23 protein-coding genes are annotated in these 19,966 nt (G+C 62.1%); 12 read left to right on the top strand and 11 right to left on the bottom strand.

Annotated features, from left to right (window positions below):
* Nucleotides 1-158: 158 nt before the first annotated feature.
* Together BFP99_RS21665 and BFP99_RS21660 are read left to right on the top strand one after the other, a co-directional pair.
* Nucleotides 159-1,073, top strand: a complete 915-nt coding sequence (locus BFP99_RS21665) for a GGDEF domain-containing protein (RefSeq protein ID WP_024074876.1) — start codon at nt 159-161, stop codon at nt 1,071-1,073.
* A gap of 1 nt (nt 1,074) precedes the next feature.
* Nucleotides 1,075-2,112 carry an AraC family transcriptional regulator gene (locus tag BFP99_RS21660; protein ID WP_065948155.1) on the top strand — a complete coding sequence of 346 codons (1,038 nt, stop codon included), beginning with the start codon at nt 1,075-1,077 and terminating at the stop codon, nt 2,110-2,112.
* On the opposite strand, the gene BFP99_RS21655 is transcribed toward BFP99_RS21660, so the two are convergent.
* From BFP99_RS21655 to BFP99_RS21635, 5 genes are all read right to left on the bottom strand, one after another.
* Complete coding sequence (locus BFP99_RS21655) at nt 2,099-2,980, bottom strand: LysR family transcriptional regulator (RefSeq protein ID WP_065927198.1); 882 nt, start codon at nt 2,978-2,980, stop codon at nt 2,099-2,101. The genes BFP99_RS21660 and BFP99_RS21655 overlap by 14 nt on opposite strands.
* A 284-nt stretch (nt 2,981-3,264) precedes the next feature.
* Nucleotides 3,265-3,882 carry an isochorismate family cysteine hydrolase YcaC gene (ycaC, locus tag BFP99_RS21650; RefSeq protein ID WP_027607149.1) on the bottom strand — a complete coding sequence of 206 codons (618 nt, stop codon included), beginning with the start codon at nt 3,880-3,882 and terminating at the stop codon, nt 3,265-3,267.
* 27 nt (nt 3,883-3,909) lie between these two features.
* The gene (locus BFP99_RS21645) at nt 3,910-5,748 is read right to left on the bottom strand and encodes an amidohydrolase (RefSeq protein ID WP_027607150.1); all 1,839 of its coding nucleotides are present in this window, start codon (nt 5,746-5,748) and stop codon (nt 3,910-3,912) included.
* The gene (locus tag BFP99_RS21640) at nt 5,745-6,335 is read right to left on the bottom strand and encodes an antibiotic biosynthesis monooxygenase (RefSeq protein WP_065927199.1); all 591 of its coding nucleotides are present in this window, start codon (nt 6,333-6,335) and stop codon (nt 5,745-5,747) included. Before BFP99_RS21640 ends, BFP99_RS21645 begins: the two co-directional genes overlap by 4 nt.
* A 106-nt stretch (nt 6,336-6,441) precedes the next feature.
* The gene (locus tag BFP99_RS21635; RefSeq protein WP_065948154.1) at nt 6,442-7,029 is read right to left on the bottom strand and encodes an NUDIX domain-containing protein; all 588 of its coding nucleotides are present in this window, start codon (nt 7,027-7,029) and stop codon (nt 6,442-6,444) included.
* 164 nt (nt 7,030-7,193) lie between these two features.
* Between BFP99_RS21635 and BFP99_RS21630 the strand changes: the two genes are divergently transcribed.
* Complete coding sequence (locus BFP99_RS21630) at nt 7,194-8,120, top strand: alpha/beta hydrolase (protein ID WP_065948153.1); 927 nt, start codon at nt 7,194-7,196, stop codon at nt 8,118-8,120.
* Between the two features lie 195 nt (nt 8,121-8,315).
* Here BFP99_RS21630 and BFP99_RS21625 read toward each other — a convergent pair whose 3' ends face one another.
* Nucleotides 8,316-9,473, bottom strand: coding sequence for an alpha-hydroxy acid oxidase (locus BFP99_RS21625; RefSeq protein ID WP_065927201.1), 1,158 nt, complete (start codon nt 9,471-9,473; stop codon nt 8,316-8,318).
* 121 nt (nt 9,474-9,594) lie between these two features.
* Between BFP99_RS21625 and BFP99_RS21620 the strand changes: the two genes are divergently transcribed.
* Nucleotides 9,595-10,380, top strand: a complete 786-nt coding sequence (locus BFP99_RS21620) for a DeoR/GlpR family DNA-binding transcription regulator (RefSeq protein WP_065927202.1) — start codon at nt 9,595-9,597, stop codon at nt 10,378-10,380.
* 245 nt (nt 10,381-10,625) lie between these two features.
* On the opposite strand, the gene BFP99_RS21615 is transcribed toward BFP99_RS21620, so the two are convergent.
* Both BFP99_RS21615 and BFP99_RS21610 read right to left on the bottom strand, forming a co-directional pair.
* Nucleotides 10,626-11,060, bottom strand: coding sequence for a DNA methylase (locus BFP99_RS21615; protein ID WP_065927203.1), 435 nt, complete (start codon nt 11,058-11,060; stop codon nt 10,626-10,628).
* 2 nt (nt 11,061-11,062) lie between these two features.
* Nucleotides 11,063-11,275, bottom strand: coding sequence for a hypothetical protein (locus BFP99_RS21610; protein ID WP_065927204.1), 213 nt, complete (start codon nt 11,273-11,275; stop codon nt 11,063-11,065).
* Between the two features lie 186 nt (nt 11,276-11,461).
* Here BFP99_RS21610 and BFP99_RS21605 point away from each other — a divergent pair, with 186 nt between their 5' ends.
* Both BFP99_RS21605 and BFP99_RS21600 read left to right on the top strand, forming a co-directional pair.
* Complete coding sequence (locus BFP99_RS21605) at nt 11,462-11,965, top strand: DUF4142 domain-containing protein (protein WP_065927205.1); 504 nt, start codon at nt 11,462-11,464, stop codon at nt 11,963-11,965.
* A gap of 30 nt (nt 11,966-11,995) precedes the next feature.
* Entirely contained in the window at nt 11,996-12,556 is a 561-nt protein-coding gene (locus BFP99_RS21600) for a type 1 glutamine amidotransferase domain-containing protein (RefSeq protein WP_065948152.1), read from the top strand.
* A 61-nt stretch (nt 12,557-12,617) separates the two neighbouring features.
* Here BFP99_RS21600 and BFP99_RS21595 read toward each other — a convergent pair whose 3' ends face one another.
* Nucleotides 12,618-12,824, bottom strand: coding sequence for a PLD nuclease N-terminal domain-containing protein (locus tag BFP99_RS21595; protein WP_065927207.1), 207 nt, complete (start codon nt 12,822-12,824; stop codon nt 12,618-12,620).
* A 256-nt stretch (nt 12,825-13,080) separates the two neighbouring features.
* Between BFP99_RS21595 and BFP99_RS21590 the strand changes: the two genes are divergently transcribed.
* Both BFP99_RS21590 and BFP99_RS21585 read left to right on the top strand, forming a co-directional pair.
* Nucleotides 13,081-13,557: a hemerythrin domain-containing protein gene (locus BFP99_RS21590; protein ID WP_027607159.1), complete on the top strand. Its 477-nt coding sequence runs from the start codon at nt 13,081-13,083 to the stop codon at nt 13,555-13,557.
* Nucleotides 13,558-13,625: 68 nt separating this feature from the next.
* Nucleotides 13,626-13,904, top strand: a complete 279-nt coding sequence (locus tag BFP99_RS21585) for a hypothetical protein (RefSeq protein WP_065927208.1) — start codon at nt 13,626-13,628, stop codon at nt 13,902-13,904.
* On the opposite strand, the gene BFP99_RS21580 is transcribed toward BFP99_RS21585, so the two are convergent.
* Nucleotides 13,893-14,102, bottom strand: coding sequence for a DUF3079 domain-containing protein (locus BFP99_RS21580; RefSeq protein ID WP_053130271.1), 210 nt, complete (start codon nt 14,100-14,102; stop codon nt 13,893-13,895). The two genes, BFP99_RS21585 and BFP99_RS21580, sit on opposite strands and share 12 nt — an antisense overlap.
* 179 nt (nt 14,103-14,281) lie before the next feature.
* On the opposite strand from BFP99_RS21580, the gene BFP99_RS21575 reads away from it, so the two are divergent.
* The 4 genes from BFP99_RS21575 to BFP99_RS21560 are packed head-to-tail and all read left to right on the top strand — an operon-like array spanning nt 14,282 to nt 17,336.
* The gene (locus tag BFP99_RS21575; RefSeq protein WP_065948151.1) at nt 14,282-14,812 is read left to right on the top strand and encodes an iron transporter; all 531 of its coding nucleotides are present in this window, start codon (nt 14,282-14,284) and stop codon (nt 14,810-14,812) included.
* Nucleotides 14,812-15,135, top strand: a complete 324-nt coding sequence (locus BFP99_RS21570; RefSeq protein ID WP_065948150.1) for a cupredoxin domain-containing protein — start codon at nt 14,812-14,814, stop codon at nt 15,133-15,135. The genes BFP99_RS21575 and BFP99_RS21570 overlap by 1 nt, the downstream gene beginning before the upstream one ends.
* Before the next feature lie 9 nt (nt 15,136-15,144).
* Nucleotides 15,145-15,984 (top strand): FTR1 family iron permease, encoded by an 840-nt coding sequence (locus BFP99_RS21565; protein ID WP_065948149.1) that lies wholly within the window; start codon nt 15,145-15,147, stop codon nt 15,982-15,984.
* The gene (locus BFP99_RS21560) at nt 15,981-17,336 is read left to right on the top strand and encodes a 4Fe-4S binding protein (RefSeq protein WP_065948148.1); all 1,356 of its coding nucleotides are present in this window, start codon (nt 15,981-15,983) and stop codon (nt 17,334-17,336) included. Before BFP99_RS21565 ends, BFP99_RS21560 begins: the two co-directional genes overlap by 4 nt.
* 969 nt (nt 17,337-18,305) lie before the next feature.
* On the opposite strand, the gene BFP99_RS21555 is transcribed toward BFP99_RS21560, so the two are convergent.
* A complete protein-coding gene (locus BFP99_RS21555; protein ID WP_065948147.1) occupies nt 18,306-19,925 on the bottom strand; it encodes a methyl-accepting chemotaxis protein in 1,620 nt (539 codons plus the stop codon).
* Between the last annotated feature and the right edge of the window lie 41 nt (nt 19,926-19,966).

Genomic DNA, 19,966 nt, shown 5'->3' with positions numbered 1-19,966 from the left:
CCACATCAAGCCCGCTCACCACAGCAAGCTCCTCCCACATTTTTTGATCGCCCGTGTGTTTGAGCTGAGCTGATTCGACCCTCCTCCACCGTCATCCAACGGTCACATCCATCTGCTGTGCTGGCGCCCACCACTCATTTGCCCAAGGACCTGCGGCCATGTTTTCCGTGCTCAAGCCCCACCGCTGGAAACTCTCGTTGCTGCTGATCGCGGCCAACCTCGGGCTGATCCTGCACCTGGCCTGCGGCGAGTTGAAAAGCGTCAGCGAATGGGTGTGGCTGGATATCTTCGGCGAAGGCGGTTCCGCCCTGCTCGCTCTGGTATGGCTGGGCCTGGTGCTCAAAAGCCGCCCCGCCGGGCGCGTCACCAATTACCTGGCGCTGGGCCTGTCGTGCATCTTTTTCTCCTGGTGGATCGACAGCCTCGACGAATTTATCCGCCTGCCCGACAGCATCACCTGGGACCATTGGCTCGAGTCCGGGCCGATGCCGGTGGGCATGATCCTGCTGACCATCGGCATCTACCACTGGCACCGCGAACAACTGGCGATCAGCGCTCAGATGGAAAAACGCGAGCGGCTGTTCCGTGAGCATCGGCTGTTCGACAAACTCACACCGCTGGCCGGCGCCGACTACCTCAAGCGCCAACTGGCCGACAGCCTGCAGGACAGCCGCGAGCAGCAACAACCGCTGTCGCTGCTGGCCCTGGACCTGGACAACTTCGCCGCGATCAACCAGGCCTACGGGCATGCCGAGGGCGACGCGGTGTTGCAGGCCCTCAGCCATTTGCTGCTGCTCAACCTGCGCCGCCAGGACCTGCTGTGCCGCCTGGCCGGCGACCGTTTTGTGGTGCTGCTGCCCAATACCGGCGAGCGCCAGGCCAAGGAGCTGGCGCTGGAGTTGCAGCAAGCGGTGCGCGGCCTGGCCCACAAGACCCGGCAACAGGGCGAACGCCTGCAACTGGCGGCGACCACCGCCGTGGTCATGGCCCTTGAAGAACCGCCCCAGGACTTGCTCAAGCGCCTGAACCTGGCATTGGCCAGGGCCAAGCAACCCCTTGCGAAAAGTGCCTGAGATGGCCGTGAAAACCAGCTGGTATGAAGCCGACAGCCGCTTTATCCCAGGGCATTACCAACCCGCCACGCTGATCGACCTGGCCTTGTCCCGCGACATCGACAGCCATCGCCTGCTGCGCGGCACCGGGCTGTTTCACGAGGACATCCTGGCCGGCACCGCGCACCTGAGCCCGCAGCAGTTTTTCGGCTTGATCGGCAACAGCCGCAAGTTACTGGACGCCGACGACAGCAGCTTCCTGTTTGGCCAGCGCCTGCTACCGGGCTATTACGGCGCCGCCAGCCACGCCCTTGGGCATGCGCAGAACCTGCACCAGGCCCTGGAAATCCTGATCCAGCAACAGGTGCTGCTCAGCCCGTTGGCCACCCTGCAACTGGAGCTGGATGAGCACCACGCCTACCTGTACTGGCTGGACAGTTGCGGCGCCGGCGAACACTGGCGCTTCCTGCTGGAAGCCAGCATGACCTCGCTGGTTGCCATGAGCCAATGGCTCAGCGGCGAACGCCTGCCGTGGGCGTGCAGTTTCAGCCATGCCGAACCGCGTTATATCGAGCAGTACTGGGTGCATCTGGGCGAAGACACGCGCTTCGAGCGCCCGCTGGACATGATGACGATCCCGCGCGAATACCTCACCCGCACCTGGCCGGGCGCCTCGACCACGGCCGGCCAGGTTGCACGTCGGCAAGCCCGCGAGCAGATCGAGCAGCTGGGCTTTGCCGGCAGCTTTCTCGACTGCCTCTACGAGTACCTGCGCGACCAGGTGCGCCAGCCGCCCAGCCTCGAACAGGCGGCCCAGGCCTTCGCCATGAGCCCGGCGACCCTCAAGCGCAAGTTGCACAAGCACGACACCGGTTTTCAACAGCAGGTGGACCGAGTGCGCAAGCAGGTGGCGTTGCACCTGTACCAGGTCAAGGGCTACAGCAATGATGAAGTGGCGGCGTACCTGAACTTCAACGATGCGGCGAATTTCCGGCGCTCATTCAAGCGCTGGACCGGCAGCACCCCGAACCTGATCCGCCAGCTGTTCAACAGCCGCTAGCCAGGCGTTCGCGCAGAAACTCCACCAGCGCCTGCACCGGCCGTGAGCTTTGCCGATGCTGGGGATACACCGCCGACAGGGTCAGGGCTTCGGGGGCAAAATCATCGAGGAGCGTGACCAGCCGGCCGTCCTTCAAGGCGTCGCCGACGATGAAGGTCGGCAGGTAGGTGACGCCCAGGCCGGCGACGGCGGTATCGCGCAGCAACTCGCCGTTATTCACGCGCATACGGCCGGTGACATTCAGTGCTTGCAGCTTGCCTTTGAAGCGCCATTGCACCTGGCGGCCATGGCCGTAGGGCAGGCAGTCGTGTTCGGCGAGGTCTTCGGGTTTAAGCGGCGTACCGCGCAGTGCCAGGTACTCGGGGCTGGCGCAATACACGCGCTCGATGCTGGCGATACGGCGAGCGATGAGGGTGGAATCTTCCAGGGTGCCGATGCGCAGCACCAGGTCGTAGCCCTCACCGATGAGGTCCACCGGGCGGTCGCTGAGGTCAACTTCCACCGAGACCTGGGGATGGCGCTGCAAGAACACCGGCAACAGGCAACCCAGGTGCGCCATGGCGAACGACAACGGCGCACTCAGGCGAATGGTGCCGCGCGGTTCACTGTTCTGGCCGGCGATGCCCTGCTCCACTTGCTCGACTTCGCCGAGCAGGCGCAAGGCGGACTCGTAGTAACTCTGGCCCAGGGGCGTGACATCCAGGCGGCGTGTGGAGCGGTTGAGCAGGCGCACGCCGAGGCGATCTTCCAGCTGGATCAGGCGGCGGCTGACGAATTGCTTGGACAGGCCCAATTGTTCGGCGGCGGCGGTGAAGCTGCCGGATTCCATGACCTGGCAGAACAGGCGCATGTCTTCGAAGGGGTTCATTGTCGCTTCTCGGTAGACGATGGGCTGTTTTATAACTGGATGGTCGCAACACCACAAATCAAATGTGGAAGGGGGCTTGCCCTAATGCCAGTCAGTTAAGGCTTTTTGTAGGAGCGAGCTTGCTCGCGAAAAACTCAAAGGCGCCGCGTTCATTCAGGAAGCACGCGTTATCGTTGACGTTTTTCGCGAGCAAGCTCGCTCCTACAGGAGGCGATGTACGCTTAACTGACTAGGCATTAGGGCTTGCCCCCTCCCACATTGATCACCTAGAGGCTGAGAACAACTTACTTGGCCGTAAACGCCGAGTAGCTGTTCATCAGGTTGCGGTAGTTGGGGATGCGCGGCGACAGCAGGTTGGCCAGGCCTTCCATGTCGTTGCGCCAGTCCACTTGCAGCTCGCAGGCCACGGCGAACCAGTTCACCAGTTGCGCACCGGCGGCGGTCATACGCGCCCAGGCGGCTTGTTGCACGGTTTCGTTGAAGGTACCGGAGGCGTCGGTGACCACGAACACCTCGAAGCCTTCGTCGAGGGCGCACAGGGTCGGGAACGCCACGCACACGTCCGTCACCACACCGGCAATGATGATCTGCTTACGACCGGTAGCCTTGACCGCCTTGACGAAATCCTCGTTGTCCCAGGCGTTGATCTGGCCAGGACGGGCAATGTACGGCGCGTCCGGGAACAGTGCCTTGAGTTCCGGCACCAGTGGGCCGTTGGGACCGCCTTCAAAACTGGTGGTCAGGATGGTTGGCAGGTTGAAGAACTTCGCCACATCGGCCAGGGCCAATACGTTGTTCTTGAATTCGTTGGGGGAGAAATCCTGCACCAGGGAGATCAGGCCGGTCTGGTGATCCACCAACAGCACCACGGCGTCATCTTTGTTCAAGCGCTTGTAAGTCATGGGTTAACTCCTTTGTGGGTTTAGGTATCAGAACGCAAAGCACGAGCAGCCAAACGCCCCCCAGAAACCCTGGAAGTCGCTGACCGGCACGCTGGAAAGGCGCGCCTTTTCGTGGCTGTGGGAATGCACGCCGCACGGGCCGCTGCATTGGTGAACTTGAGCCTGCACAGGCGAACTCGGACGCCAGTGCCCCGGCACCTTGACCACCGGCGACCAGTCCGGCAGCACGGGCACCCGCGGCGGTGCAAAGTCTTCGAAGTCGCCGGCGCCGTAGACCACCTTGCCGCCAACCACGGTAAGCACCGATTCGATCCACTTGATGGCTTCTTCATCGACGCTGAAAAAGTCCGCCGACAGCGCCGCCACGTCCGCCAATTGGCCGACCTTGATCTGGCCTTTCTTGCCCTGCTCGGACGAGAACCAGGCGCTGCCATGGGTGAACAGTTCCAGCGCGGTCAGGCGCGGCAGGCCTTCGGCGTGCAGCTCCAGGCCACCGACGGTGCGGCCGCTGACCATCCAGTACAGCGAAGTCCACGGGTTGTAGCTCGAGACCCGCGTGGCATCGGTGCCCGCCCCTACCGGCACGCCTTCGGCCAGCATGCGCTTGATCGGTGGCGTGGCTTCGGCGGCCTTGGCGCCGTAGCGCTCGACAAAATATTCGCCCTGGAACGCCATGCGGTCCTGGATCGCGATACCACCACCGAGGGCGCGGACCCGCTCGATATTCTTCGGGGTGATGGTTTCGGCATGGTCGAAGAACCACGGCAAGCCATTGAACGGGATGTCGCGGTTGACCTTCTCGAACACATCAAGCATGCGCGAGATGGACTCGTCATAGGTGGCATGCAGGCGGAACGGCCAGCGCTGCTCCACCAGATGGCGCACCACCGGTTCCAGCTCCTGCTCCATGGTCAGCGGCAGGTCGGGACGGGGTTCGAGGAAGTCTTCAAAGTCCGCCGCCGAGAACACCAGCATTTCACCGGCACCGTTGTGGCGCAGGTAGTCATCGCCCTGGTGCAGGGTGACGCTGCCGGTCCAGTTCTTGAAGTCGCTGAGTTCTTCCTTGGGCTTCTGGGTGAACAGGTTGTAGGCGATGCGTACCGTCAGTTGCTCATCCTTGGCCAGTTGCTCGATCACCGCGTAGTCATCGGGGTAGTTCTGGAAACCACCGCCGGCATCGATGGCGCTGGTCAGGCCGAGACGATTGAGTTCACGCATGAACTGGCGGGTGGAGTTGACCTGGTATTCCAGCGGCAGTTTCGGGCCTTTGGCCAGGGTCGAGTAGAGGATCATCGCATTCGGCCGCGCCACCAGCATGCCGGTGGGGTTGCCGTGGCTGTCGCGCACGATCTCGCCGCCCGGCGGGTTCGGCGTGTCCTTGGTGTAGCCGGCCACGCGCAGGGCGGCGCGGTTGAGCAAGGCACGGTCATACAGGTGCAGCACGAACACCGGGGTATCCGGTGCGGCCTGGTTGAGTTCTTCCAGGGTCGGCATGCGTTTTTCGGCGAACTGGAATTCGTTCCAGCCACCGACCACCCGCACCCATTGCGGCGTAGGGGTTCGGTCGGCCTGCTCCTTGAGCATGCGCAGGGCATCGGCCAGGGACGGCACGCCTTCCCAGCGCAGCTCGAGGTTGTAGTTCAGCCCGCCACGGATCAGGTGCAGGTGCGAGTCATTGAGGCCAGGGATCACGGTACGGCCCTTGAGGTCGATGACCTGGGTGCCGCTGCCACGCAGGGCCATGGCCTCGCCATCGGTGCCGACGGCAACGAAGCGCCCCTCGCGGATGGCGACGGCAGTTGCCCGCGGGTTTTCCCGGTCCACGGTGTGGAACTGGCCATTGAACAGAATCAGATCGGCGTTCATAGGGTTTCCTTTACAGAGGCTTCAAGCCAGGGAGCGAACAGGCGGGTGGCGGCCGGCATCAGCAGGTAGACCACCAGCAGGACGATGGTCACGGTGACCAGGAAGGTGGAGACCACGTAGTTGGACAGGAACGGGTGCAGACGCAGGATCGGCCCCCAGATAAACGGCAACAGCAAGGTCTGCGGCAAAATTACAAACAGGCTGACCACCGCCTGCTTCCAGCGCGGCGGCTTGGCGGCGCTGTCGGCCAGGGGCGTGAACCAGAATTCGTTGAGTGCACCGATTTCGGTCTTGTCGCCGTCGGCCAGCATCGGCGTGGCTTCGGCGATCAAGGTGTTGCGCTCAGGGGAATTGAGCCAGGTTTCCAGGTCATCGGTAGAGCGGTAGCGCAATACGCAGGTGAACAGCGCCAGGCCGTTCTGTTTGCTGCGCACGACGTCGACACCGAGGTGGCCGGGACGCTCGCCGGCGATGCGCACGGTGCGGCGTAGCCAGGCTTCGTAGTCGGCTTCGCGGCCGGCCTTGATCAGGTGTTTGACGACCAGGGTGACGACTTCGTCGGGCCCTGTCTGTGGTGCTGGGTCCATGGTATGCCCCTCTGCCTTGAAATTTCAGCGATGAGGGGAGTTTGCCGAGGACAGCGTCAGGAAAATTGCATGTACGTGCTGTTTGAGGGGGATGGCTGGAAAGGGCTCACCAGCCTTCTTTCAGCATGCGCAACTCCAGGTGCTGCAACAGCATGATGGTCTTGCCGTCGGCGATCTCGCCGCTCTGCACCATGGCCAGCGCGCGCTCAAAACCCAGCTCCAGCACCTCGATGTCCTCGCCCTCCTCTTCCAGGCCGCCGCCATGGCCGACCCGGTCCCCCGGCTGGTACTCGCCGAGGAAAAAGTGAATCCGCTCAGTGACCGACCCGGGGCTCATGAACGCCGCATAGATCTTCTCCACATGCCCGACGCGATAACCGGTTTCCTCCTCCGCCTCCAGGCGAATGCGCTCTTCGGGGCTGGCGTTGTCCAGCAACCCCGCCGCCGCTTCAATCAGGTAACCGGGATAGTCATTGACGAAGGTGGGCATGCGGAACTGGCGAATCAGCAACACGGTGCGTTGCTCGCGGTTGTACAGCAGGATGGTCGCGCCATTGCCGCGGTCATACACCTCGCGGGTCTGGGCTTGCCAACTGCCGTCGCGGCGACGCAGGTCGAAGCTGTATTTTTTCAGCAGGTACCAGTTGTCCGAGAGGGTTTCTTCGGCGGTGATGCGAACGGGGCTGTTGTCCATGGTCAGTCCTTTGCTCAAAAGAGCGCGAGCATGTCGCGCTGGCATCAATGGCGTCAAATGCTGTAACACTTTGCAAGCAATCGCCGTGGGCGGCCGTCGAATTTATACCTGCCTGTGTAGGCCATCTGGTAAAACCCCCACTTCACCTTTGCCCTGGAATCTTCATGCCCTCTCGTTTTCTATCGCGCCTGAGCCTGCGCTGGTTTCCCCTGCTGTGCATGGCACTGTTGATCGTCGGCCTGCCCGTGGGCTGCGCGGTGCTGCAACACAAGGAGCGCGAGCTGGTGTTTCGCATCGAGCCCGGCACCGCCAGTTGGTACAGCGGCTTACCCAAGGCGGTGCAGGAATTCGAGCTCAAGCCCGCCAGTTTCAAATCGGGGCAGAACATTCATGGCTGGTGGTACCCGGCAGCCAACAAGGACGCGCCGGCGATCCTCTACCTGCATGGCGTGCGCTGGAACCTCACCGGGCAGCTGTTTCGCATCGAGCAATTGCACGCCCTGGGTTACTCGGTGCTGGCCATCGACTATCGCGGTTTTGGCCAGAGCCACGGCGAGCTGCCCTCGGAAACCACGGTCTACGAAGACGCGCGCATCGCCTGGGAACGCTTCCAGGTGCTGCAACCGGACCCCGGCAAGCGCCTGATCTACGGGCACTCACTCGGCGGCGCGGTAGCCATCGACCTGGCCGCCGAACTGGGCAAGCAAATGCCACTGCCGGTACGTGGGCTGGTCATCGAATCCACCTTCACCTCCCTGGCCGATGTAGCCGCGGCGGTGGCCAATACTTCGCTGCCGGTGCGTTGGTTGCTGTCGCAGAAGTTCGACTCCATCGACAAGATCGCCGATATCCATATGCCATTGCTGGTGGTGCATGGCCTGGATGATCGCTATGTGCCGCCCCGCTTCAGCGAGCAACTATTTGAAGCGGCCCGGCAACCCAAACGCCTCTTATTGGTGCCGGGTGCCAGCCACAACAACAGCATGAGCCTGGCCGGTCGCAGCTATCGCCAGGCACTCGACAACCTGATGCAAGCGAAGATGCCCGCCCAGGTTGTCACCCACGCAACCGGCCGTGACAACGAGTCATAAATCCGTTTTTCGGCACTGGGTTCGCGCTTGGCTGTCAAGCGCAAACCCTGCCCATACTGGCCCTCGCCGGCAGTTGATCAAATATTAACCTTTGGTTAAATCGCCAACCCTGCCGGGCGTTCGCAAAGTTATCCACAGAGATACCCACGGTTTTCGTGGACAACTCTTTTTATTTTTTTACGATTTTTTTGCTGATTAAACGATTTTTGGAAATGTACCCGGCAGCAGAATCTCGCGATTCACATCGCGTATATCGTTATAGCCACACAGCGCCATCGACACGTCCAATTCACGGGCGATGATCTCGAGCGCCTTGGTCACCCCTGCTTCGCCCATCGCGCCCAGACCATACAAATGCGGGCGACCGATCATGGTGCCCTTGGCGCCGAGTGCCATCGCCTTGAGCACGTCCTGGCCGGAGCGAATGCCGCCGTCCAGCCACACCTCAATGCGCTCGCCCACCGCGTCGACAATCGCCGGCAACTGGCTGATGCTCGACGGCGCACCATCCAACTGGCGGCCACCGTGGTTGCTCACCACCAGTGCATCCGCCCCGGAATTGGCAGCCAGGCGCGCGTCTTCCACATCGAGGATGCCCTTGATGATCAGCTTGCCGCCCCAGCACTGCTTGATCCATTCCACATCGTCCCAGCTCAGGCGCGGGTCGAATTGCTGGGCGGTCCACGATGACAGCGAACCCATGTCCGCGACGCCCTTCACATGCCCGACGATATTGCCGAAGCCACGCCGCCGGGTACCGAGCATACCCATCACCCAGCGCGGCCTGGTGGCCATGTTGAGGAGGTTCGGCAAGGTCAACCTGGGCGGTGCCGACAGGCCGTTGATCAAATCCTTGTGACGCTGCCCGAGGATCTGCAGGTCCAGGGTCAGCACCAGTGCGTCCACACCGGCCGCCTTGGCACGTTCGATCAATTGCTCGACAAAGCCACGGTCGCGCATCACATACAGCTGGAACCAGAACGGCTTGCCGACCTGTTCGGCGATGTCCTCCAACGAACAGATACTCATGGTCGACAAGGTATAGCGCAGGCCAAACGCGGCGGCGGCCCGGGCGGTAAGAATCTCGCCATCGGCATGTTGCATGCCCGCCAGACCGGTGGGGGCCAAGGCAACGGGCATGGCCATGTCCTGGCCGAGCATGGTGGCGCGGATCGAACGTTCATCGATATTGCGCGCCACGCGCTGGCGGAATTTGATCCGGGCAAAATCGCTTTCATTGGCGCGGTAGGTGCTTTCAGTCCAGGACCCGGAATCGGCGTAATCGTAGAACATCCGTGGCACCCGCTTTTGCGCCAGCTTGCGTAAATCTTCGATGGTTGTAATCAACGACATCTAGGTCACCTCTCCCTGAACTGAGCGCAGAGAGTAACCGCCCCACGGGTGGGCAACCAGCCATTGCGTTTATATCGACCGCAGACTAATCTCGCACAAACCCGCAAAAAAGCGCACAAACATGCACAACACCCATCACGCCATCGACCTGCCTTCCCTGCGAAAACAAAAGATCCTGTTATTGCTGGAACGCGACGGCAAAGTCACTGCCTCGGAGCTGGTGGAGCACTTCGCCGTGTCCCAGGACACCATCCGCCGCGACCTCGGCGAACTCGCCGCCGCCGGCCTGTTGCAGCGCGTGCACGGTGGCGCCCTGCCCCGGCCCAAGGACACCGGCAAGGACTTCTTCACCCGCGTCGGCGAGACCAATGAAGCCAAGCGTCAACTCGCGCAACTCGCCGCCGACCAGGTGCAAGACGGCCAGATCGTGCTGTTCGATTCCGGCTCCACCACCTTGCAGATCGCCCAGTCATTGCCGCATTCGATCCGCCTCACGGTGGTCACGCCATCACCGATGATCGCCATCGCCCTGGCCGACCACCGCGATGTGAAAGTGATACTTGCCGGCGGCCAACTTAACCCGGCCACCTTGTCCACCAGCGGTCACGAGGCGGTGCGCCTGATCCAGGGCATCAAGGCCGACCTGCTGTTTACCGGGGTATGCGCACTGCATCCGCAAGTGGGCATCAGCTCGCTGCATTTTGATGAAGTGGCGGTCAAGCAGGCCCTGCTCGACAGCGCCTCCCATGTGGTGGCGGTGACCATGGCCGACAAACTGGGTGCGGTTGAACCGTTTGTGGTGGCTCCGTGCAACCGTATTCACACGTTGATCACGGAGTGGCATGTGCCGAGTGTGGAGGCGTATGAGCAGTTAGGGTTGGAGGTGTTGCGGGTCGAGGTCGAGTAGGTACAGGGCATCAAATGGCGGTGTGGCTGGCAGGCTTTTTTTGTGGTGAGCGGGCTTGCCCCGCGCTGGGGCGCGTAGCGGCCCCTCATAAGGCCACCGCCATTATCCTGCCTGCCTGAACGCGGTGACTGGTTTTAGGGCCGCTTCGCAGCCCAGCGCGGGGCAAGCCCGCTCACCACAACAAGCTCACTCACCCCAAAAAAGCTTGCTCACCACAGCAAGCTCACTAGCCACAACAAGCCTGCTCACCACGACAGCACCTTGGCCGCATCGCGCATGAAAATCTCGATGGTCTTGGGCCCCACGCCGTCAAATTCACCCAGGCGCTGTTCGAACGCCTGGCGGTTTTCGCTGGCACTGCGGATGTGGCTGATCTTGCCGGCGTACTCGGCGTTCAGCTTGGCACTCAGGTCCAGCAGGCGCTGTGCGGTGCTTTCGTCGTACCGCACGTAGTGGCCACGCCCCAACATCGCCACCAATTCCTTGGAGGTGCAATGTTGCAGCTTGCGCGCCGTATCGCGCCCCTCTTCCTCAACGATCACCTTGTAGGCCTGCGCCGCAATCGGCGCCTGGATGCGCTTGCCCATCAGGAAGCTGGCGACAAGCCACTTGAACAGGCTGGCGTCATCCCCAGGCTTGAGATCGATGCCCAGTTCAGCCGCTGAAATAGACTTGGCCATGCTCAGTGCCCCAGCTTGCGCTCGGCATCATCCGCCCGTTCGTTGATGGCGTCGGCCTGGCGTTCGGTGTCCTTGATCGAGGTGGGTGTCAGCACTTTGTCGACGGTTTCGGTGCTGGGATTCGGGCGTTCCAGTGGCTGGTCCTTGGCGGCTTTATCAGTACCTTTTTGCGCCTGTTCGGAACTGATCGGGTCTGGGGTTTTATCGGCAGTCACAGTGAAATCTCCTGGCAGTTGAAGGCTCGCGAAAGCGGCGGGCACTTACGCAGCAGAGGCCTGTGAATGTCGATAGTTCAAGGAAATTGCCGCGGACAAACAGGAACAAAAAAATTTAAACCTTTTGCCCCGGCCTCGGCTCAACAGTCAGGTAACGGCATCCCGCCACTTTCAAGGAGCTCCATCATGACCACTCTGCTGATGAAACAAATGGGCCTGACTTTCGTACTGGTTGCGGGCGCAATATCCAACGCCATGGCCGCCACCTCCAACAGCTTCGTCGATGACGCAGCCCAAGGCGGTATCACCGAGGTGGAAGCCGGCAAACTGGCCCTCGAAAAAAGCAGCTCGGCCGACGTGAAGACGTTTGCCCAGCACATGGTCACCGACCATACCAAGGCCAATCAGGAACTGATGGCCCTGGCAAAAAAACTCGACATCGAAGTGCCGGATGACGCGGCCCTGACTGACAAGGCCAAGAAAGCCATCCTGGAACTGCGCGACGAATCATTTGACAAGGCCTACGCCAACAACCAGGTCGACGCCCATGAAAAAACCGTCGAGCTGTTCAAGAAGGAAGCTGCTTCCTCGGACAATGCCGAGCTGAAAGCCTTCGCCACCAAGACGCTGCCAACCCTTGAAGCCCATTTGAAAATGGCCAAGGAGCTGCAAGCCAAGCACGACCATTAATTCATTCCTGACTCAAGGAGACATTCGATCATGAGTTCGCAACTCAACGGCAAGAAGATTCTGGTCATCACCTCCAACACCGGCATCGAGCGCGACGAACTGCTCAAGCCCCTGGAAGCACTGCGTGGCTATGGCGCCACGGTGACCCACGCGTCCAGCAAAGGCGGCTCCACCCAGACCTTTGTCGGCGACACCGAAAAGGACAAAACCGTGGAATCCGACGTGCAACTGTCGGACGTGGCCAGCAGCGACTTTGACGCCCTTGTGATCCCTGGCGGTACCGTCAATGCCGATACCCTGCGCCAGGACGCGGCGGCGCTGCGCCTGATCAAGGACTTTGCCCAAGCCGGTAAAACCATCGCGGCGATCTGTCACGGCCCATGGACGCTGATCGACGCCGGCGTGATCAAGGGCAAGACCCTGACCTCGTATAAAAGCGTGCGCATCGACCTGGAAAACGCTGGCGCGGCCGGGTGGGTCGATACCGAAGTCAAGCAATGCCAGGCCAATGGCTGGACCTTGATCACCTCGCGTACACCGGACGATCTGCCTGCTTTCAACGAGTCGATTGCCCAGGCTGTCGCTGGTTGAACCGCCAACGTTGAACGCAAACAGGCGCCTTTCGGCGCCTGTTTTGCTTTACCCCTGCCACTCAGCTTTTACGCTGCTCCGGCATCTCCCGCTTGGGCCCGAACATAGCCCACGCAATCAGGCCCACCAGCGGTACGAAGATCAGGATCACCAGCCATAAGCCCTTGGTCTCCCAGCCACTGGTGCTGCGCAATACGATATTGATCGCCCACAATTCCAAAAGCAGCAGAACTACCGCCAACGCAATCCAGATATATTGAATTTCCATGCTTCACCTCCTAGGTCGTATGCGTTAGTTCAAGCATCGGCCGCGAGGGTTCATTTAAATTTTCCTGGGTGGTGGAATGCAACGGGCCCCCAGGCCGACCATGCAACCTGCACGACAGGCCCTCTCTCCAATCCTCTTCAACCAATTGAATTAAAAGGCCAATTTAAAATCGCTCAAGTTGGTACGCCTGATGCACCACTGCACGGGACGAGGCGTGCATATCGACGCGCCCTGAGTTTCCCGTGAGGTGTCACCGATGAATGCCATTGACCTGCTCAAAGCCGACCACGAACGCGTAAAGGCCCTGTTGACTCAATTGAGTGAATCCACCGAACGCGGGGTGAAAAAGCGCACGGAGCTGCTGGCCAAGCTGGAAGCGGAAATCAGCCTGCACACCAGGCTGGAAGAAGAAATCCTCTACCCGGCGTTCAGAAAGGCCGGCGGCAAGGAACAGGACATCATGTACCACGAGGCCAAGGAAGAGCACCGCACCGTCGACGCCCTGGTGCTGCCCGACCTGAAGCAGACCGAACCGTCGACCACCGAGTTTTCCGGCCGCGTCAAGGTGGTCAAGGAATTGCTCGAGCACCATATCGAAGAAGAGGAAACCGAGATGTTCCCTCAGGCCAAAAAACTGCTCGGCAAGGCGCTGCTTGAAGAGTTGGGCGCCGAAATGGAAGCCATGAAAGCGGCGCATAAAAAGTCGCAATCAAGCAAGCCCATGGCGGCTTGATCGAGGCAGGACCGGAGCCTGGCATTCATCCAGGCTCCTGATACATCTACACGATAGGGGATAGCGTCATGAAGACCAGATCGTCCCAACGGATTGTGCTTATCGTCGGCCTGTCAGCCCTGCTCTCCGGCCCCGCCCTCGCCGCCTTTGGCGATAACCCGGAACCTGCCGCCAACGCCTTGAGTGGCGACAGCGCCGCCGGCACCGCCCTGCCACCGGGGACCTACCCCAGCAGCCCCTCGGACAGCGACAAAAAAACCAAGGACACCGCCAAACCGCCGAGCAAACCCGTCAGGCCGGCTGACACCCCTAAAGACGACAAGGAAAAACCCCGCTCAGGCAGCTGACGGCTCATCCGCCACCGGCGGCTCGGGCGCAAGCCCCCAGTCGCCATGCTCGTACCAGTCATCCCCGATCATCTCGGCCGGGTGCATGGTGCGGTCGGCGCCATTGCCGCAAGCCAGGTCGGTGGCAGCACAGTAGCGATCACAGCCCCAACAGATACGTTCGGGATGCTTGGGGTGCAGCGGAAAAGGCTTGGCCATGAGTCGACTCCCTGGCGACGAACACTCCCTGCAACCTACCCCCATACAGCCTGTACAACCTTGACCGGCATCAAGCCTGGCCAAGATGAAATATCCTCGGAACTTGACAAGAATCATTATTATTTACTGCTGATCTTCCTAGACTCGGGTTCTCTCTCCACATCCATCAGGAAGCCTCCATGCGTACCCCTTCTTTGCTGTGCCTTGCCCTGCTGCTGAGCACCTCCGTGGCAGTTGCCAAGGAGTATCCAATCGGCGAACCGCAACACTGCCCGGGCCTGGAAATCGGCGCGGTGTACCTCCAGCCGATCGAGATGGCACCCGCCGGCATGATGCGCGCCACGGCCGATTCCGATGTGCACCTGGAGGCCGATGTACGCGCCACGGCGGACAACGCCCAAGGGTTTCAGGAAGGCAGTTTCGTGTCCTACCTCAACCTGTCTTTCACCCTGAAGAAACAAGGCAGCGACACGCCCATCAGCGGCGACTTCCACGCCATGGTCGCCAACGACGGGCCGCACTACGGCGATAACGTCAAGCTGCAAGGCCCGGGCAAATACACCCTCACCTTCAGCGTATTGCCGCCCACCGGCCACCACTCCCTGGGCCGTCATACCGACAAGGAAACCGGGGTCGCCCCGTGGTTCGAACGCTGCGAAGTGCACTACGAATTCGTCTACGCCGGCATCGGCAAAAAAGGCGGCTATTGATGCGCCGCGCCCTGTTGCTCGGCGGCCTGCTGCTAAGCGGTGCGGCAGTGGCGGCGCCGTTGCCCACCTATGAGTTGAGCCTGCAGGACGGCCACTTCGACCCGCCACAACTGGTGGTCAAGGCCGATGAGCGTTTCAAGATCGTGCTCAAGAACATCGGCCAAGGCCCGGCCGAATTCGAAAGCACGCCGTTGCGGGTCGAGAAGGTGTTGTCTGCGGGGGTGACCACCTTTGTGGTGATCCACCCGCTCAAGCCGGGGTTGTACCCGTTCTTCGACGAGTTCAACCCACAGTTGCCCGAAGGCAGCATCCTCGCCGAATAGGAGCCGTTGATGAATCAATCGATGTTTATTGTCTGGCGTGAAAGCGTCGAGGCCCTGCTGGTGATCGGTATCCTGCAGGCCTGGATCAGCCGCCAGGCCGGCCATGCGCAACTGGCCCGCTTCCTCTGGACCGGGGTGCTGCTGGGGTTGCTGTGTTCGGCCGGGCTGGCCGGTTTGATGCTGTGGGCCGGTGACACCATGACCGGCCCACAGGGCGAGTGGCTGCAAGCGGCGCTGACCCTGTTGGCCAGCGGCTTGATGGTGCAGATGGTGTTCTGGATGCACCGCAACGCGGCCACGCTCAAACACAGCCTGGTACGCGAGGCCGACGAGCGCCTGGCGCGCCAGGGCGGCTGGGGCGTGCTGTTACTGGCGCTGCTGGCGGTGAGCCGCGAAGGCAGTGAAACCGTGGTGTTTTTGTATGGCGCCGGAGCGCGCCTGCACGATGAGGCGCAAGGCCTGTTCGCCGTCGGCGGTGTGCTCGGCCTGGCACTGGCGGGGCTCACCGTGCTGCTGTTGCGCGGCAGTCGGCGCTTTATCTCCTGGTCACTGTTTTTCGCCCTCAGCGAGGCGCTGCTGTTGCTGCTCGGCGGCGCCTTGCTGATCGCGGCCGTGGACCGTATCAGTGGGCAACTGCTGGGCATGGACATGCCCGAGTGGGTCTACGCCGCAATCGGTGACAGCCGCTGGGACAGCAGCGCGCTGCTCAGCGACAGCCATGGCCTCGGCGCGCTGCTGGCCGACTTTGCCGGCTACCGCGCGGCCCCCAGCCTTATCACCGTGTTGGTACTGCTCGGCTACTGGCTATGGGTGGGCAACGGCCTGCGTCGCGCCCGGCACGCGGCATGAGCTGGTTGCAGCAACTGGGCGATGGCATGCGCCGCCATGGGCGCTTGATCCGTGCTGCGCAATGGGTGGTGGTGCTGGTCTACGCCGTGTTGCTGGTGCTGCCCGCCGTGCTGCCGTTGCCCGATAGCCAAGCGCGCATGGTGAACAACCTGACGCTGCTCGCGCAATTTATCTTCTGGGGGATCTGGTGGCCGTTCGTGTTGCTGTCGATGGTGCTGTTCGGGCGCCTGTGGTGCGGCGTGCTGTGCCCGGAGGGTTCGCTGAGCGAATGGGCCAGCCAGCACGGGCGCGGCCTCGGCATACCGCGCTGGCTGCGTTGGGGCGGCTGGCCGACCCTGGGCTTTTGCCTCACCACGCTCTACGGCCAGTTGATCAGCGTGTACGACTACGCCCAGGCAGCATTGCTGATCCTCGGCGGCTCGACGTTGGCGGCGGTGGCGGTCGGCCTGCTGTTCGTGCGCGGCAAGCGCGTGTGGTGCCGTTACCTGTGCCCGGTGAGCGGCGTGTTCGCCCTGCTCGCCCGCCTGGCGCCGGTGCATTTCGCCGTGGATGAACAACGCTGGAAAGCCAACGACGCCCCACGCCTGCCGCTGCCCAACTGCGCGCCACTCCTGGACATCCGCCGCCTGCAAGGCGCCAGCGACTGCCACGCCTGTGGCCGTTGCAGCGGGCAACGCGGCGCGGTGCAACTGATCGCCCGCTCATGCAATCAGGAGATTCTCCACGCGCCCCATCAACCCGGCTCACCGTGGGATGCGCGCCTGCTGCTGTTTGGCGTGATCGGCCTGGCCATGGGCGCGTTCCAATGGACCGTAAGCCCGTGGTTTATCGCGCTCAAACAAACACTCGCCGAATGGCTGGTAAGCCGCGACTGGCTATGGCTGCTGCAAGACAACGCGCCCTGGTGGCTGCTCACCCACTACCCGCCACTCAACGACAGCTTCAGTTGGCTCGATGGCCTGTGCATCGTGCTGTACCTGGCTGGCAGCGCACTGCTGCTCGGCGGTGGCTGCTGGCTGCTGCTGCGCCTGGCCGCGTCTGTGGCCGGCGACCGCGCACTGTTTCGGCCCTTGGCACTGACACTCACGCCCCTGGGGGGTGCAGGGCTGTTCCTGGGGCTGTCGGCGACGACGGTGAAGTTGTTGCGCTATGAAGGGTTGGCATTGACGTGGGTGCAACCGGCTCGTGCACTGGTGTTGAGCGCGGCGATTGGCTGGTGCTTGTGGTTGGGCTGGCGGCAGCTCCAGGGGCTTGGAACCCGACCGCGCTGCCTGGGGTGGTTGTGCGTACTGCTGAGCAACGGGCTGGTGGGCTATGGCTGGTGGTTGCAGTTCTGGGGGTGGGCTGGCTGATGCACACCGATCCAAATGTGGGAGGGGGCTTGCCCCTGATGAGCATGGGTATCTGTGGCGCGGGCGCTTGCTCCCGTGGCGGCCTTCGGGCCGACCATGTCGTTGGAGTTGACCGGTTGGAATGAGTACATATCCGTTGCTGCGGTAACGGCTGCTATTGGTTCCGCTCTTACAGCGGGTCACTTTTGGAAAGAGCCCAAAAGTAACCAAAAGGCTCTCGCCCCACCACTCGGTACCTCGCCTAGGCTCGGTATGCCCGAACGCAGGCTTGAATCCGTGGGCCGCCGTCATGGGCCATCCCTGGCCCAGGACGGCTAACCCGGCGTCCTGCCGGGTTACCCACGGATTCAAGCCTGCGTTCGGCCAGCGTGGTTAACGGGGCGCCTAGGATCAAGATCAAAAGCCAGAGCAAAAGCAGACCGAGGTCCATCTGATATATGGAGATCCAAATGTGGGAGGGGCGGTGCGACGATTCGACTTGCCCCCGATTGCAGTGGCTCAGTACCAAATCCACCAACTGACACTCCCTCATCGGGGGCAAGCCCCCTCCCACAATTTTTACCGAGTACACCAGACCCAACTCCGGTCGGCTCTAAGGCCGCCGCGCTTTGGCTTTTGATCTCAAATCGCCCCGTCAAACACGCTGGCCGAACGCAGGCTTTGGAGCGTGGGTAACCCGGCAGGACGCCGGGTTAGCCGCGCTGGGCCAAGGATGGCCCATCGCGGCGGCCCACGCTCCAAAGCCTTCGTTCGGGCACACCGAGCCTAGGCGAGGTGCCGAGTGTTGGGGCGAAGCGTTTTTGGTTACTTTTGGCGCTCTTCCAAAAGTGACCCGCTGTAAGAGCGGAACCCTAAGTGGCCGTGACCGCAGCAATGGATATGTACTCAATCAAATCCAACGACATGGTCGACCCGAAGGCCGCCACGGAAACAAGCCCCCTCCCACAGTTTTGACCGCACCAGCCGAAGTTACACCTTGAACCGCGCCACCGTCTGATGCAGCGTCCCCGCCATTCCGGCCAGGTCATGGCCTGCCGTCTCGGTATGTATCGCGCCCTGCAACACCTGCTGGGACAGGTTGCGAATGCCCACCAGGTTGCGATCCACTTCCCGCGCCACCAGCGCCTGTTCTTCGGTGGCGCTGGCAATCATCATATTGCGTTCGTTGATCTGCGAGATCGACCGGGTGATCTCGTCCAGCGCCTCTCCCGAGCGTTGCGCCACGTTCAAGGTCGCCTGTACCCGCTCGCTGCTGCTGTGCATGGCGGCCACGGCGTGTTCGGTGTCCTGGCGGATATTGCCGATCATCTGCTCGATCTCCTGGGTCGAGACCTGGGTACGATGGGCCAACGCGCGCACTTCATCGGCGACCACCGCAAACCCGCGCCCGGCTTCCCCGGCGCGGGCCGCTTCGATGGCCGCGTTCAACGCCAGCAGGTTGGTCTGGTCGGCAATGCTGCGGATCACTTCGAGCACGCTGCTGATGTCTTGCACGCGGCCGGCCAGTTGCTGGATACGCTCCGAGGTTTCCACCACGCCGGTGGCCAAGGTATTGATCGACGCCACGGTTTCCTGCACCTGCGCCTGTCCACGCTGGGCGGTCTGCTCCGACAGGCGCGAAGCTTCGCTGGTGCTCACGGCATTGCGTGCCACTTCGTCGACGGCGGCGGTCATTTCATTCACCGCCGTGGCGGCCTGTTCGATTTCCTGGCCCTGCAACTGCAGGCTGCTGCTGGTCTGGCCGCTGACCGCGCTCAACTCTTCCGACGAGCTGGCCACGCCGTCCACCGACGCGGCGATATGCCGGACCATCTGGTTAAGGTTCTGCTGCATCTGGTGCAGGTTGCGCATCACACTGCCGTCGATACTGTTGCCCAACGGCACCTCGAGGGTCAGGTCGCCCTCGGCGATATGACTCAACACCCGCGCCACCTCATCCGGCTCGCCGCCCAGCGGGCGGGTGACGCTGCGCGTGACGATCACCGCCGCCGCCACCACCAGGGCCAGGCACAACAGGAACAGCCCGAGCATGGTGCCTCGCGCCTCGTCATACAGGGTTTGCGCCGCCTGCTGACGCTCGGCGAACAGCCGCCCCTGCATGGCCATCAGCGCATCCAGGCTCTTGAACACCTCAAGCTCGGCCGGGATCACCTGTTGCTTGAGCTGGGCCAGGCCTTGCTCGCGGGCACCCTGCCTGATTAGCGCCTGCACCTGGGTGAAGGCCGCCACGTAGGTTTCACGGTGGGTTTTCAAGGTGGCATAGGCGGCCTTGCCTTCGGCGGTGTCGAGCAGCGGCTCAAGGATGGCGAACGCCTGGGTGATGCGTTCGCGCGTGGTGCCGATGGAGGCCTGGGCCTGCTGGTTATCCTGGTCGATCAGCAGGTCGCGGGTGTTGCGCCCGTTATCGCGCACACCGGTGGCTATCACCATGATCGGCGCGATCCGTGGCCAGTCCTGCTGCACGATCTGTTCGGACTGCTGCTTGAGGGTTGCCAGGTCGTGAAGGGCGTAAAACACCAAGCCGACCAGCGCCAGCGGCGCAATCGCGAAGCCGACGACAATGCGTTGTGCCGTGGTTAATTGCTTCATTGTGATAGTCCCTGATGAAAACCTGCCCGTCATGGGCAGCA

Origin of the sequence: Pseudomonas sp. 1 R 17, assembly GCF_900067035.1 — a bacterium.
Taxonomy (GTDB): Bacteria; Pseudomonadota; Gammaproteobacteria; order Pseudomonadales; family Pseudomonadaceae; genus Aquipseudomonas; species Aquipseudomonas marginalis.
Note: the sequence above shows the minus strand (reverse complement) of the source record. Positions and strands in the feature narration are given on the sequence as shown.